We start from the raw sequence: 15,087 nt of genomic DNA on the forward strand, positions 1-15,087 counted from the left end.
CGCGGCATCGCGGCGCGCGTGCCGCCGCTCACCGCCCCGCGCACTCGGCCGCGAGCCGCCCCACCACCTTCAACGCGTCCTCGATCTGCCGCGACCACGGATAGCTGTAGTTGAGCCGGATGAAGTGCCGGTAGTCGGCGGTCGCCGAGAACATGTGGCCGGGCCCGATCGTGATCCCCTGCGCGAGCGCGCGCGCATACAGCTTCATCGCGTCGACCTGCGGCGGCAGCTCGACCCACAGCACGTACCCGCCCTGCGGCTGCGACAATCGCGTACCTTCCGGGAAGAAGCGCCGCACCATCGCGCTCATCAGGCTCGCCTGCTGCGCATACTGCTTGCGCATCCGCCGCAGGTGGAAATCGTAGCCGTCGTGCTTCAGGTATTCGGCGATCGCGAGCTGCTCGATCGCGGGCGTCGCGAGTGTGTTCAGAAATTTCAGCTTCTCGACCTGGTCGCGGTAGCGGCCGGGCATCGCCCAGCCGATCCGGTAGCGCGGCGACAGGCTCTTGGTGAACGACGCGCAATGCAGCACGAGGCCGTCGCGGTCGTACGACTTCAGCGCGCTCGGCGTCGTGTCGCCGTAATGCAGCTCGTGATAGACGTCGCTCTCGATCGCGGGCACGTCATGCTTCGCGAGCAGCTCGACGAGCGCGCGCTTGCGCGCATCGGGCATCTGGAAGCCGAGCGGATTGTGGAAATTGGGCATCACAATGCATGCGGCGATGCGCTCGCGCGCGAGAATCCGTTCGAGCGCGTCGAGATCGATGCCGTCGCCCGGATGGGTCGCCACCTCGAGCGCGCGCATACCCATCCGCTCGATCGCATGCAGCATCGCGTAGAACGTCGGCGACTCCACCGCGATCGTGTCGCCGGGCTTTGCAACGGCCTGCAGGCACAGGTTGATCGCCTCCGTCGCGCCGATCGTCACCACGATCTCGCCCGGCTCGACCGGGATCCCGCGCTCCGCGTAGCGCCGCGCGATCTGGCGGATCAACTCCTGGTTGCCGGGCGGCAGGTCGTCGATCACGCCCCAGCGCGTGCGGCGCCGGCCGATCGCCTGTGCGTAGCGCGCGAGACGCTGCACCGGGAACTGCGACGCATCGGGATACGGCGAACCGAGCGGCACCGCGTCGTCGCGCGCGATCGAACGCAGCGTCGACAGCACGAGCCGACTCACGTCCACCGCCGACGGTTCGGCGGTCGGCGCCGACACGTGCAGCTCGGCCTGTGCCGGCGCCGTGGCCCGCGCCCGCACGAAGTAGCCCGACTGCGGCCGGCTCTCGATCAGCCCACGGCTCTCGAGCACGAGATACGCACGCAGCACGGTCGTGACGCTGAGCTGCTGCTGCCGGCTCGCCTGGCGCACCGACGGAATCCGCTCGCCGGGCCGGTACACGCCGCGCTCGATCTGCGCCTGCAGATCGTCGGCCAGTTGTTCGTAACGCTTCACGCGCCTCCCTTTCAACAACCCTTCAACAACACAGTTGCGGTTGCCACCACCTGACTGGCCGGAACTGTACTCTTTTTTGAAGATGAAAGGTGTACACACAGCGGCCGCCGCACCGCGCGTACTCTCCGTGCATCGACCCCGACACACGCATCATGAAAAAGAAATCCGCCGCCGCGCGCATCGAACCGTACACCCACCCGGCCGCCGGCTGGGGCGCGCTGAAAGCCGTCACGATCAACCTGATCAAGGAAAAGGTCAGCGGCGGCAACTACCGCACGCTGCTGCGCCAGAACCAGCCGGACGGCTTCGACTGCCCGGGCTGCGCGTGGCCCGACCGCCAGCATGCGTCGACGTTCGAATTCTGCGAGAACGGCGTGAAGGCCGTGGCCGCCGAGGCGACGAGCAAGCGCGTGACGCCCGAATTCTTCGCCGCGCACACCGTCGCCGAGCTGCTCGAGCAGACGGATTTCGAACTCGAACAGCACGGCCGCCTGACCGACCCGATGGTGTACGACGCGCGGACCGACCGCTACGTGCCGATCGCGTGGGACGACGCGTTCGACCTGATCGCACGCCACCTGCGCGCGCTGCCGGCCCCGAACCAGGCAGCGTTCTACACGTCCGGCCGCGCGAGCAACGAGGCGGCGTTCCTGTATCAGCTGCTGGTGCGGCGCTACGGCACGAACAATTTCCCCGACTGCTCGAACATGTGCCACGAGGCGACGAGCCGCGGGCTGCCGGCGTCGGTCGGCGTCGGCAAGGGCACCGTCACGCTCGACGATTTCGAGCACGCGGACATGCTGCTGATCTTCGGCCAGAATCCGGCGACAAACCATCCGCGGATGATGGGCGAGCTGCGCGAATGCGCGAAGCGCGGCGCGACGATCGTGTCGATCAATCCGCTGAAGGAACGCGGGCTCGAGCGCTTCGCCGATCCGCAAAGCCCGCTCGAGATGCTGACGATGTCGGGCACCAACATCGCGTCGACCTTCATCCAGCCGACGATCGGCGGCGATTTCGCGCTGATCAAGGGAATGGCGAAGCGCGTGCTCGAACTCGACGATGCCGCGCGCGCCGCCGATGCGCCGCGCGTGCTCGACACGGCGTTCATCGGCGAGCACACGGCCGGCTTCGATGCGTTCGCCGACGATCTGCGCAACGAAAGCTGGTCCGCGCTGACGGCCGAAAGCGGCGTGTCGTACGAGCAGATCGACGGCCTCGCGCAACGCTATGCACGCAGCGAGCGCGTGATCGCGACCTGGGGGATGGGCATCACCCAGCACAAGCATTCGGTCGCGACCGTGCAGATGCTGACGAACCTGATGCTGATGCGCGGCAACATCGGCCGCCCCGGTGCGGGCCTGTGCCCGGTGCGCGGCCACTCGAACGTGCAGGGCAACCGCACGGTCGGTATCGAGGAAAAACCGTCGCAGACGTTCCTCGACCGGCTCGGCCACGTGTTCGACTTCGAGCCGCCGCGCGAGCACGGCTACGACGTCGTCGAAACCATCGAAGGCATGCTCGAAGGCCACGTGAAAGTGCTGATCGGTCTCGGCGGCAACTTCGCGATGGCGACGCCCGACACGCCGCGCACGTGGGAAGGCATGCGCCGCTGCGATCTCTCCGTGCACATCACGACGAAGCTGAACCGCAGCCACCTGATCCACGGCCGCGATGCGCTGATCCTGCCGACGCTCGGCCGCACCGAGATCGACCTGCAGGACAACGTCGCGCAGGGCGTGACGGTCGAGGATTCGATGAGCATGGTCCACGTGTCGTACGGGATGAACAAACCGGCGTCGCCGAACCTGATGTCGGAGCCCGCGATCGTCGCGCACATCGGCCATGCGCTGTTCGGCAGCGGCGAGATCGACTGGCTCGCGTACAAGGACGACTACGCGAAGATCCGCGACGCGATCGAGGCGACCGTCGACGGCTTCTACGACTACAACACGCGCATCGCGCGGCCGGGCGGTTTCCACCTGCGCGTCGCGTCGCGCGACCGCGAATGGCTGACGCCGACGGGCAAGGCGAACTTCATCGCGCACGCGCTGCCGACCGACACACCGATCCAGCGCGCCCGCGCGCTGCACGGCGAGCGCCTGATGACGCTGATGACGACGCGTTCGCACGACCAGTACAACACGACCGTCTACGGGCTCGACGACCGCTATCGCGGCGTGTTCGGCCAGCGCCGCGTGGTGTTCGTCAACCGCGACGACCTCGCGATGCTCGGCCTGAAGGCCGGCGAATGGGTCGACATGGAAACCGTGTGGCACGACGGCATCGAGCGGCGCGCGGACGGTTTCCTGCTCGTCGAATACGACATCCCGCGCGGCTGCATCGGCGCGTACTACCCGGAAACGAACCCGCTGGTGCCGCTCGACAGCGTCGGCGACGTGTGCAACACGCCGACGTCGAAGTCGGTGCCCGTGCTGCTGCATCGCGCGGCCGCGCCGGCGTCGGCCGCCGCCTGACGGAGGCGGCTATGATCGTTCGGCCGCGCGAGCACTGGCTGCGGATGCTCGACGCGCGCCTCGACGATCTCGTGTCGATGGCGAGCGGCGGCGAGCGCATCGCATCGCATCGACGCCGTAATAAAGACTTGCAATCGATACAGCCGGAAACGTCAACAGTCGGGGCCCGCACAGCGTTTTTTTCGACAAGCGCGCGCGATTCGTGACGCGCAACGACAGGAGAAAACGTCATGCGAGCCCTTACCCGCCATCTCGCGATCGCCGCCACCCTGATGTCGGTACTGACCGGCACCGCGTTCGCCGAAACGCCGTGGCAGCAAGCGCATCCGCGCCGCGAAGAGGTCAACCAGCGTCTCGCCAACCAGAATCGCCGGATCCATCACGAAGTGAAGGAAGGCGAGATGTCGCACGCCCAGGCCGCGCGCCTGCACCGCGACGACCGCAAGATCCGCCAGGAAGAGCGGGACATGGCCGCGCAGGATCACGGCCACATAACGCAGAGCGAAAAGCACGTGCTGAACCAGCAGGAAAACGCGGTCAGCCACAAGATCGGCCAGTAACGCCGGCAAGCGTCGATTCGCCATCGCTTGAAACGCCCGCTGCCGCCGTGCGACAGCGGGCGCTTGTTGTTGTATCGAATCGTTTCAGCAGGCCGTTCGCGTCAAGTGCCGCGGGTATACTCCGACGTCAGCCGCCACCCGCATCGACCGTCAAGAACGGCACGATTCCGGCGGTTTCGTCGCGAAGCTCCGCGTTTCGCGTACCCCGCGCCCCAGCCTCGACACGAGACACACGACGATCCCGATCATGAAACGATTCCTGCTGCTCCTTCCCGCCGCCCTGCTCGCCGCCTGCGGCTCGACGCCCTCGTCCGATTCTGCCGCGTCCGGCCCGGCGCCGATGATCTACGTGTCGTCCGCGCGCCCGGCCCACGCGATCGCCAACTGCCTCGACAGCCGCCTGTCCGGCACCGAGCAGTCGCAGCACAACGGCGTGACCGACATCACCGTCGGGTCGCGCTCGTACTTCGTCACGCTCACGCCGTCGGGTAACGGGTCGGTCGTCAAGGTCGTGCGCGGCTCGGGCAGCGAGCCGGCCGAGGAAGCGATGCGCTTCGCGATCGCGCGCTGCGTGATCTGACCGCCGCCGGGGCCGGGCACCCCGCCCGGCCCGCAAGCCGCACCATCCGGGCGCCGTCATGCGCGCCCGTCGAATTTTTTCATCCGGGCCGCCGTCGATGAGAGAATCGCACCACGATTCCCTTTCCACGGAGCCCGCATGAAGCATCTGCTGTCCCGGCTGTTCGTCAGCGCCGCGCTCGTCGCGCTTGTTCCGGCGCTGCCGGCGCAGGCCGCGACGCCGCCCGGCATCTTCGTCGTCGCCACTCAGCTCGGCGAATTCACGACTCTCGACCCGAGCGAAATCTACGAACTCGTGCCGTCCGAGTACGTCGCGAACACCTACGAACGGCTCGTGCGGGTCGACCTGAAGGACCCGACGCGCTTCGACGGGCAGATCGCGCAATCCTGGTCGGTCGGCGCCGACGGCGTCACCTACACGTTCAAGCTGCGCCCCGGCCTCACGTTCCACTCCGGCAACCCGGTCACCGCCGACGACGTCGCGTGGTCGCTGCAGCGCACCATCCTGCTCGACAAGGGCCCGGCCGGCGTGCTCGCCGATCTCGGCCTCACGAAGGCGAACGTGATGCAGAAGGTGCGCGCGGTCGACCCGCAGACCTTCGTGCTCGAAACCGACCGCAAGTACGCGCCGAGCTTCGTGCTCAACGTGCTGAGCGCGTGTCCGGCGTCGGTGCTCGACAAGAAGCTGCTGATGTCGCACCAGCAGGGCAGCGATTTCGGCAGCGCCTGGCTGAAGACCAACGACGCGGGCTCGGGCCCGTACCAGCTCGTCAAGTGGACGCCCAACGAAAGCATCGTGCTGCAGCGTTTCGACAAGTACCGCGCGCCGTACCCGATGAAACGCGTCGTGCTGCGCCACGTGCCCGAGGCCTCCGCGCAGCGGTTGCTGCTGGAAAACGGCGACGTCGACGCCGCGCGCAACCTGAGCCCTGACAGCCTCGCCTCGCTGACCAAGGCCGGCAAGATCAAGGTCGCGTCGTGGCCGGTGTCCGCGCTGCTGTACCTGAGCCTGAATACGAAGAACCCGAATCTCGCGAAGCCCGACGTGCAACAGGCGATGAAGTGGCTGGTCGACTACGACGGCATCCAGCGCAACATCGTCAGCACGACGTACAAAGTGCACGAGACCTTCCTGCCCGAAGGCTTCCTCGGCACGCTGAATTCGAATCCGTACAAGCTCAACGTCGCGAAGGCGAAGGCGCTGCTCGCGAAGGCCGGCTTGCCGAACGGCTTCGACGTGACGATGGACATGCCGAACGATTATCCGTACCTCGAGATCGCACAGGCACTGCAGGCGAACTTTGCGCAGGGCGGCATCCGCGTGAAGCTGATCCCGGGCGATGCGAAGCAGGCGATCGGCAAGTACCGCGCGCGCCAGCACGACATCTTCATCGGCGAATGGTCGCCCGACTACATGGACCCGAACAGCAACGCGCGCGGCTTCGCCTGGAATCCCGACAATTCCGACCAGTCGAAGACGAAGATGCTCGCATGGCGCAACAGCTGGGACATCCCGCAACTGACGAAGGACACCGAGGCCGCGCTCGTCGAGCCGTCGCCCGCGAAGCGCGCACAGCGTTACGAGGCGCTGCAGAAGGCCGTGCTCGCGAACTCGCCGTTCATCATCATGTTCGAGAAGGTCGTGCAGGTCGCGACGCGCCCCGGCACGACCGGGCCGGAGATCGGGCCGATCAACGATCTGGTGTCGTACCGTACGCTGAAAAAGTAAGTTCGCGACGCTGCCCGCGCGGCCGCTCCGGCTTGCCGCGGGCGGTGTCGTCCCACCTGCGCCACACCCGCTGTTCAATTGAACGCGGCCCATACGAGATACGCGTTCAGCCCGACGATCACGACGGTGGCCGTGCCGGCGACGATACGCAGCGGCATCCGCATCGCGTAGCGCCCCATCACGTCCGTCCGCGCCGACAGAACGAGCAGCGCGATCATCGGCATCGGCAGGACGAAGCTCAGTACCACCTGGCTGGCGACCATCGCGCGCGTGACGTCACACCCGCACGCGACCACCACGAACGCGGGCGCGATCGTCACCACTCGCCGTACCCAGACCGACAGACGGCGTCGGATGAATCCTTGCATCACGACCTGGCCCGCCATCGTGCCGACGACCGAGCTGGACACGCCCGACGTGAGCAACGCGACGAGAAACAGCACGCCGGCCGCTGGTCCGAGCACGGGGATCAGCGTGTGATAGGCAGCGCCGATGTCGGCCGTTCCCGGCGCGCTCGCATGGAATGCCGACGACGCCATCATCACCATCGCAATGTTCACGAACCCGGCGAGGCCCAGCGCAACGACGACCTCGCGGTTCGAGAATCGCATGAGCCGGCGCCGCTCGCTTTCATCGCGCGTTGCGTTGCGATCCTGCGTGAGGCCCGAATGCAGATACAGCGTGTGCGGCATGATCGTCGCGCCGATGATCCCGACCGCGATCGTCAGCGCCGCATGATCGGGAATCTGCGGGACAACCAGATGGAATGCAGCCGCGTGCCAGTCCTGCGGCGCAATCAGAAGTTCACCGAGATAGCATGCGCCGATCACGCCGACCAATGCTGCGATCGCGGCTTCCAACGGCCGGAAGCCGCGCTTCTCGAGCGCGAGGATCGCGAAGGTCGCGAGCGCCGTCGCGGTCATCCCCGCGAACAGCGACAGGTGACACAGCAGTCCGAACGCGAGCGCACCGCCGAGAAACTCGGCAAGATCGGTCGCCATCGCGGCGATCTCGGACGCAATCCACATGCCCCACACCAGCGGCACGGGGAAATGGTCGCGGCACAGCTGCGCCAGGTTTCGGCCGGTCACGATGCCGAGCTTCGCCGACATCGCCTGGAACAGCATCGCAATCGCATTCGCGACAAGGACTACCCACAGAAGCCGGTAGCCGTACGCGGCGCCGGCCTGGATGTTGGTCGCAAAGTTGCCGGGATCCATGTAGCCGATCGACGCGATCACGGCTGGGCCGACGAACGGCAGCAGCGCGGCGATGCCGGTGCGGCGTCCTTCCAGCGCGGCGCGCGCCGCGCCGTCGCTACGCTCGGTGGACAGGCCGGACAGCGCGAGACCGCCGGGGGATTTGCTCGGGACGGGAATCATGGTCGGGTTCCGTTCTCAAGGTGAAGGATTCCTTAATATCTGCCGCCGCGACCGGCCGTGGCCGCGGCGGCGGCGTTACAGCGGCACGACGTCGGGACGGTTGCGCGGAAAACGCGCGAGCACGTCGGGCGCGATGTTCAGGTGCGCCTCGACGAGCTTCGGCGGCGTATGCGCGAGCCAGTCGGACAGCGACACCTCCGCGTAGCGGTCCGTCTTGAAGATCTCGAGAAACACGAGATCGGTGTTGCCGGTGTTCTGCACGTAGTGCCCGAGACTCTTCTTCACGTAACCGACGTCGCCCGGGCGAAAATCCGCCGTCTGCGCCTTCGGCCCCGTGTCGAACACGGTCATCCGCGCCTCGCCCTGCAGGTAGTACTGCCATTCGTCCGCATTCGGATGCCAGTGCAGTTCGCGCATGCCGCCCGGATGCACGGTGACGAGCGCCGCCGCGACCGTCTTCGACACGTCGAAATTCGTGCTGTCGGCAATCCGCACTTCGCCGCCGCGCGTCTTCTTGAACGGCTTCATGTCGCCGAGCGAGAAGATGAACGGATGCGGCGGCGTGCCGGCCGACGAAGCGGATGCCCGCTGCGCGTCCGCGAGCGGCCCGGGCTCGTCCCCCTGGAAGATCCACAGGTTGTCGAGCGGAATGTTCCTGAATGCGTCGGCCGCCACGCCGAAGTTGAGCGCGAGCACGTCGGGCGGCGTATGCGCGACCCAGTCGGTCAGCAGCAGTGTGTTGAATTCCGATGCGCGACCGTTGTCGAATGCGAGCAGAAATTCGGCGCCATCGGTGCCGATGCCCTGCAGCGAATGCGGGAGGCCTGGCGGGAAATACCAGAGATCGCCCGTTTTCACGTCCTGCACCGACGGCCGCCCCTGCTCGTCGAGCACGGTGATGCGGCAACGGCCGTCGAGCATGATCGCCCACTCGGCCTGCTGGTGCCAGTGCATCTCGCGAATGCCACCGCGCGTGAGCCGCATGTTCACGCCGGAAATGGTTTCGGAAATCGCGAAATCGTCCTGCGTGACTTCTCGCGCCCATCCGCCGTTTTGAATGCGTTTATGTGCGTTATTGAACGACGCCCAGAATAACGGCATGCCGTTTATATCGGTGGCCGGCGGATTCTGAAAAGACGGGAACTGATTCGACAATGCGGGGTTTTGCGGCCCCGGGTCGGTCAATCCCTGCTTGTTGCGCGCGTTTATCGCGCCTTCCGGCGGGCTGTCCGGATTACCGAACGAAGCGGCCTTCGCCGTTACTGCGATGCCTGCGGCGGCGATCGCGCCGGCCGTACTCGTCAACATCCTGCGTCGAGAAAGATTCGTCATGTTTCCCTCTTCACCATTTCGGAAAATCGAATATTCACTCCGGACATTCACCACTTTCTTGTTTATCGAAAAGCGGCGCGCCGTGACGCAAGTTAAATACAAGTCGACTTAAAAATTAAATGAATTATTAACCTGAATTAATGATTTCTTCTGATTCGGCCGGCATTCTGTAATTATTGCGGCGCCGCGGCAGTGGGCGCTTCGATAGCGGTCAATGCACAGCATATGAGTGTGGCAGTTCGGTATGTGGGCTGAATCCGCCCTCAGGCGCCCCTCCATGGAACTATCATCATGCGCAACACGATAGTTTTTATCCGCTGGCGCGAATGATTTTGGCTTTGTTAGATGGATGACACCGAATCATCCAATGACAAATATCTAACAGCCCGATGACCTGCGCGTTCGCCCACACCGTCGAATCCCGCTTTGCCGACCTGACGCCGACCGCGAAGCGCATCGCGAGCTACATGCTCGCGAACCTCGACCGTCTCGGGCTCGAAACGGCCGACCAGATCGCGCAGCAGACCGGCACCAGCGGCATCTCCGTCGGTCGCTTCCTGCGCAGCATCGGCTACCGCAACCTCGACGATCTGAAACGCGAACTGCGCGGCGGCAGCGACCGCCCGTGGATGATCACCGACCGCCTCGACGAATACCGCCGCACCGCCGGCGCGCACGCGAACGCCGGCGACAGTGACCATGGCGACGGCACGCTTGCATCGTCGCTCGATCGCGAGCTCGATGCGATCCGCCACGTCTACCGGCTCGCGGAAGAACCCGTGTTCGCGCAGGTCGCGGACCGGATCGCGCATGCCGACGCCGTATTCATCCTCGGCATCCAGTCGACCCGCGGCATCAGCAACGCGTTCAGCAGTTATCTGGAATACCTGCGCCCGCGCGTGTTCTATTCCGACGGCCAGTCGGGCTCGTACGTCGATTCGCTGAATTCCGAATTCGAGCGGCCGTACTGCATCGTCACAGATACGCGCGCCTATTCGCGCAGCGCGCGCCGCTATTGCCAGGCGGCCGCCGAACGCGGCCAGCCGTTCGCGCTGGTCACCGATCTCTATTGCCCGTGGGCGCGCGAATGGCCGGCCGATTTGCTGCAGGTGAAGACCGACGTCGGCCAGTTCTGGGATTCGCTCGCGCCGCTCACGTGCCTGTTCAACCTGCTGATCACCGCCGTGGTCGACCGCCTCGGTCCCGCGATCGACCGGCGCGTCGCGCGCAACCGCGAACTGCAGCGCACCTTCGACCAATTCGAATCCTGAGCGCCCCGAATGCCGATGCCGTCTCCCCGCCTCGTCGAAATCACGCCCGCCACGCATCGCGTCGAGATCGATCTCGTCTACGCAACCGAGCGCAACCTGACCGGCAAGCCGATCTATCGTCGCGCCCACTGCCTGCTGCTCGAGCCGGCCGAGGCCGCGCTGCGCCGCGCGGTCGACGTCGCGGCACAAGCCGGCTTCACGCTGCGCATCTACGACGCATACCGGCCGCCGCAGGCGCAACAGGTGCTGTGGGATTTCCTGCCCGATCCGAACTTCGTCGCCGATCTCGGCCGCGGCTCGAACCACAGCCGCGGCACCGCGCTCGACCTGACGCTCGTCGGCGCGAACGGCGAGCCGCTCGACATGGGCACCGGCTTCGACGAGATGGTGGCCGCGTCGGGCCACTTCCACCCGGGGCTGCCCGAAGCCGTGCAACGCAACCGGCTGCTGCTGCTCGGCGTGATGCAGGCGGCCGGCTTCGCGCATATCGACAGCGAATGGTGGCACTACGAACTGCCCGGTTCGCATGCGTTGCCGCAGATCGACGACGCGGCGAGCGGCCCATGGCGCCTGATGTAACGACGATGCACGTTTCTTTCACCATTCCCGTTCAACGACCTCAACGACACATGGAGAAGCGCACATGCAACCCCTGACCTCCCGGCTCGTCGCGGCACTCGCCGCCGCATCCGTGCTCGCCGCCGTTCCGCTTTCCGCCGCACGCGCGGAAACGCCGAAGGACATGTTCGTGATGGCCACGCTGCTCGACGAATTCACGACGCTCGATCCCGGCGAGATCTACGAACTGGTGCCGGAGGAATACGTCGCGAACACGTACGACCGGCTCGTGCGCGTCGACCTGCGCGATCCGTCGAAATTCAACGGCGACGTCGCGCAGTCGTGGACGGTGAGCGCCGACGGGCTGACCTATACGTTCAAGCTGCGCGCGGGCCTCAAGTTCCACTCGGGCAACCCGCTGACGGCCGACGACGTCGCCTGGTCGATCCAGCGCGCGGTGCTGCTCGACAAGGGTCCGGCCGCCGTGCTGACCGGCATCGGCCTCACGAAGGCGAACGTCGCCGCGAACGTGAAGAAGCTCGACGATCAGACGGTGTCGATCACGACCGACCACAAATACGCGCCGACCTTCGTGCTGAACGTGCTCGGCTCGTGGCCCGCGTCGGTGCTCGACAGGAAGCTGCTGCTGTCGCACCAGCAAGGCAACGACTTCGGCAACGCGTGGCTGAAGACCAACGAGGCCGGCTCCGGCGCGTACAAGCTGGTCAAGTGGTCGGCCGGCGACAGCATCGTGCTGCAACGCTTCGACGGCTACCGCCTGCCGCTCGCGATGAAGCGCATCGTGCTGCGCCACGTGCCCGAAGCGGCGAGCCAGCGCCTGCTGCTGGAAAACGGCGACGTCGACGCGGCGCGCGACCTGAGCCCGGACGATCTCGCGTCGGTCGTGAAATCCGGCAAGGCGAAGGTCGCGGCATCGCCGCAGGCGACGCTGCTGTATCTCGGCCTGAACACGAAGAACCCGACGCTCGCGAAGCCCGACGTGCAGGAAGCGCTGAAGTGGCTGGTCGACTATTCCGGAATCCAGACCAACGTCGTGAAGACGACCTACAAGGTGCACCAGACTTTCCTGCCCGAAGGCTTCCTCGGCACGCTGAATGCGAATCCGTACAAGCTCGACGTCGCGAAGGCGAAGGCGCTGCTCGCGAAGGCCGGCGTGCCGAACGGCTTCGCGGTGACGATGGACGTGCGCAACGACTATCCGTACACGGAAATCGCGCAGGCCGTGCAGGCGAACTTCGCGCAGGCGGGCGTCAAGGTGCAGCTGATCCCCGGCGACAACAAGCAGACGCTCGCGAAATACCGCGCGCGCCAGCACGACATCTACATCGGCGAATGGTCGGCCGACTACATCGACCCGCACAGCAACGCGCAGGGTTTTGCATGGAACCCCGACAACTCCGACAAGTCGAGCTATAAAATGCTGGCCTGGCGCAACAGCTGGGACATTCCGCAACTGACGAAGGAGACCGACACCGCGCTCGCCGAGCCGACCGCCGCGCAACGCGCGCAACGGTATCAGGCGATGCAGAAGGACATGCTCGCGCATTCGCCGTTCGTGATCATGTTCCAGAAGGTCGCGCAGGTCGCGACGCGGCCCGGCGTGAGCGGACTCGAAGTCGGACCGATCAACGATCTCGTGTCGTACCGTAACCTGAAGAAGCAATAAGATTCACCGCATGTCGACTCCCGCCTCCTCCCTCGAAGCGCTGCGCACGCTGCCCGCGCGGCGCCCGGCCGTACGCTGGGCGCTGCGCGTGCTGCGCTGGGCGCTCACGCTCGCCGTCACGTTCGCGGGGCTGCTCGCGCTGACGTTCGTGATCGGCCGCAAGGTGCCGATCGATCCCGTGCTCGCGATCCTCGGCGATCGCGCGTCGGCCGAGGCGTACGCGGCCGAGCGCATCGCGCTCGGCCTCGACAAGCCGCTCGTCACGCAATTCCTGATCTACGCGCGCGACGTGCTGCACGGCAATCTCGGGATGTCGCTGCTGACGTCGAACCCGGTGCTCGACGACATCCGACGCGTGTTCCCCGCCACGCTCGAACTCGCGACGATCGCGACGTTGATCGGCATCGCGATCGGCGTGCCGCTCGGCGTCGCGGCCGCGGTGAAGCACAACCGGCCGATCGACCACATCGCGCGCTTCGTCGGCCTGATCGGCAATTCGGTGCCGGTGTTCTGGCTCGGGCTGATGGGGCTGCTGCTGTTCTATGCGCGGCTGCACTGGGTCGGCGGCCCCGGCCGGCTCGATCCCGTGTACGACGGCATGGTCGACCCGCGCACGGGCAGCCTGCTGATCGACTCGGCGCTCGCGGGCGAGTGGGACGTGTTCCGCAATGCGGTGTCGCACATCGCGCTGCCGGCCGCGATCCTCGGCTACTACTCGGTCGCGTACCTGAGCCGGATGACGCGCTCCTTCATGCTCGACCAGCTGAGCCAGGAATACATCGTCACCGCGCGCGCGAAGGGCCTGTCCGAGCGCCGCGTGATCTGGCGGCATGCGTTCGGCAACATCGCGGTGCCGCTCCTGACCGTGATTGCGCTCACGTACAGCAACCTGCTCGAGGGCTCGGTGCTGACCGAGATCGTGTTCGCGTGGCCGGGGCTCGGCTCGTACCTGACGGGTGCGCTGCTGAACGCCGACATGAACGCGGTGCTCGGCGCGACGCTCGTGATCGGCGCGATGTTCATCACCGTCAACCTGCTGACCGACGCGCTGTACCGCGTGTTCGATCCGCGTGCGCGCTGAGGGCCGCCGCGACATGACCGCTTCCACCCTGCTTCTTTCACCGTCCATGCCGAAGGTCGTCCGATCATGAATGCCGAGCGTCTCACGCTGCGCGCGTGGCTGCTTTCCGATGCGCCCGCGTCGCGCTCGCAGGCCGCGTTCGGCCTCGCATATCGCCGCTGGCGCCGCTTCGCCGCCAATCCGCTCAACCTGTTCGGGCTCGCGATCCTGGTCGCGCTGATCGTCGTCGCCCTCGTCGGCCCGCTGATCATGCCGCACGATCCGCTGCGCCAGGTGCTGTCCGACCGCCTGCTGCCGCCCGGCTCGCCGTCGCATTGGCTCGGCACCGACCAGCTCGGCCGCGACATCCTCTCGCGACTGATCGAAGGCTCGCGCCTCACGCTCGGCATCGCGATGCTCGTCGTCGTGATCGTCGTGCCGATCGGACTCCTGATCGGCACGACGGCCGGCTATTGCGGCGGTTTCGTCGACAGCGTGCTGATGCGCATCACCGATATCGCGCTCGCGTTCCCGAAGATCGTGCTCGCGCTCGCATTCGCGGCCGCGCTCGGGCCCGGCGTGATCAACGCGGTCGTCGCGATCTCGATCACCGCGTGGCCCGCGTACGCGCGGCTCGCGCGCGCGGAGACGATCCGCATCGCGCAGGCCGATTACATCCACGCGGCGCGCCTGCAAGGCGCATCGGGCCCGCGGATTTTGCTGCGCTACATCGTGCCGCTGTGCATGTCGTCGGTGATCGTGCGCGCGACGCTCGACATGGCCGGCATCATCCTGACCGTCGCGGGCCTCGGCTTCCTCGGCCTCGGCGCGCAGCCGCCGAGCCCCGAATGGGGCTTCATGGTCGCGTCGGGCCGCAACGTGCTGCTCGACGCGTGGTGGGTCGCGACGCTGCCCGGCGCGGCGATCCTGCTCGTCAGCCTCGCGTTCAACCTGCTCGGCGACGGGCTGCGCGACGTCTTCGATCCGCGTCATGGAGCGTGA

13 protein-coding genes are annotated in these 15,087 nt (G+C 66.4%); 10 read left to right on the forward strand and 3 right to left on the reverse strand.

The window, feature by feature from the left end; genetic code table 11:
- Window positions 1-28: 28 nt before the first annotated feature.
- Window positions 29-1,450: a PLP-dependent aminotransferase family protein gene (locus WS46_RS17800; RefSeq protein ID WP_059691305.1), complete on the reverse strand. Its 1,422-nt coding sequence runs from the start codon at window positions 1,448-1,450 to the stop codon at window positions 29-31.
- Between the two features lie 152 nt (window positions 1,451-1,602).
- On the opposite strand from WS46_RS17800, the gene WS46_RS17805 reads away from it, so the two are divergent.
- The 5 genes from WS46_RS17805 to WS46_RS17820 all read left to right on the forward strand — a co-directional run bounded on the left by WS46_RS17805 (window position 1,603) and on the right by WS46_RS17820 (window position 6,795).
- Complete coding sequence (locus tag WS46_RS17805) at window positions 1,603-3,927, forward strand: FdhF/YdeP family oxidoreductase (RefSeq protein ID WP_059691306.1); 2,325 nt, start codon at window positions 1,603-1,605, stop codon at window positions 3,925-3,927.
- An 11-nt stretch (window positions 3,928-3,938) separates the two neighbouring features.
- Window positions 3,939-4,133 carry a hypothetical protein gene (locus WS46_RS35425; RefSeq protein ID WP_156443149.1) on the forward strand — a complete coding sequence of 65 codons (195 nt, stop codon included), beginning with the start codon at window positions 3,939-3,941 and terminating at the stop codon, window positions 4,131-4,133.
- Between the two features lie 24 nt (window positions 4,134-4,157).
- Complete coding sequence (locus WS46_RS17810; protein WP_059691307.1) at window positions 4,158-4,487, forward strand: hypothetical protein; 330 nt, start codon at window positions 4,158-4,160, stop codon at window positions 4,485-4,487.
- A 247-nt stretch (window positions 4,488-4,734) separates the two neighbouring features.
- Window positions 4,735-5,067 (forward strand): hypothetical protein, encoded by a 333-nt coding sequence (locus tag WS46_RS17815; protein WP_059691308.1) that lies wholly within the window; start codon window positions 4,735-4,737, stop codon window positions 5,065-5,067.
- 138 nt (window positions 5,068-5,205) lie between these two features.
- Window positions 5,206-6,795, forward strand: a complete 1,590-nt coding sequence (locus WS46_RS17820; RefSeq protein WP_059691309.1) for an ABC transporter substrate-binding protein — start codon at window positions 5,206-5,208, stop codon at window positions 6,793-6,795.
- Window positions 6,796-6,869: 74 nt separating this feature from the next.
- Here the strand turns inward: WS46_RS17820 and WS46_RS17825 are convergent, their stop codons facing one another.
- Both WS46_RS17825 and WS46_RS17830 read right to left on the reverse strand, forming a co-directional pair.
- Window positions 6,870-8,177, reverse strand: coding sequence for an Nramp family divalent metal transporter (locus WS46_RS17825; protein WP_059691310.1), 1,308 nt, complete (start codon window positions 8,175-8,177; stop codon window positions 6,870-6,872).
- A 75-nt stretch (window positions 8,178-8,252) separates the two neighbouring features.
- Window positions 8,253-9,509 (reverse strand): oxalate decarboxylase family bicupin, encoded by a 1,257-nt coding sequence (locus WS46_RS17830; RefSeq protein WP_059533932.1) that lies wholly within the window; start codon window positions 9,507-9,509, stop codon window positions 8,253-8,255.
- 389 nt (window positions 9,510-9,898) lie between these two features.
- Here WS46_RS17830 and sapR point away from each other — a divergent pair, with 389 nt between their 5' ends.
- The 5 genes from sapR (at window position 9,899) to nikC (ending at window position 15,087) form a co-directional block, all read left to right on the forward strand.
- Window positions 9,899-10,780 carry a sap1 transcriptional regulator SapR gene (gene sapR / locus WS46_RS17835; protein WP_059691311.1) on the forward strand — a complete coding sequence of 294 codons (882 nt, stop codon included), beginning with the start codon at window positions 9,899-9,901 and terminating at the stop codon, window positions 10,778-10,780.
- A 15-nt stretch (window positions 10,781-10,795) separates the two neighbouring features.
- Window positions 10,796-11,359: a D-alanyl-D-alanine dipeptidase gene (ddpX, locus tag WS46_RS17840; protein ID WP_082725357.1), complete on the forward strand. Its 564-nt coding sequence runs from the start codon at window positions 10,796-10,798 to the stop codon at window positions 11,357-11,359.
- A gap of 64 nt (window positions 11,360-11,423) precedes the next feature.
- The gene (locus WS46_RS17845; RefSeq protein ID WP_059691313.1) at window positions 11,424-13,025 is read left to right on the forward strand and encodes an ABC transporter substrate-binding protein; all 1,602 of its coding nucleotides are present in this window, start codon (window positions 11,424-11,426) and stop codon (window positions 13,023-13,025) included.
- A gap of 10 nt (window positions 13,026-13,035) precedes the next feature.
- The gene (locus WS46_RS17850) at window positions 13,036-14,106 is read left to right on the forward strand and encodes an ABC transporter permease (RefSeq protein ID WP_059533939.1); all 1,071 of its coding nucleotides are present in this window, start codon (window positions 13,036-13,038) and stop codon (window positions 14,104-14,106) included.
- Window positions 14,107-14,172: 66 nt separating this feature from the next.
- Window positions 14,173-15,087, forward strand: coding sequence for a nickel transporter permease (gene nikC, locus WS46_RS17855; protein ID WP_059451140.1), 915 nt, complete (start codon window positions 14,173-14,175; stop codon window positions 15,085-15,087).

It is taken from the genome of Burkholderia sp. RF4-BP95, assembly GCF_001521985.1.
Taxonomy (GTDB): Bacteria; Pseudomonadota; Gammaproteobacteria; order Burkholderiales; family Burkholderiaceae; genus Burkholderia; species Burkholderia diffusa.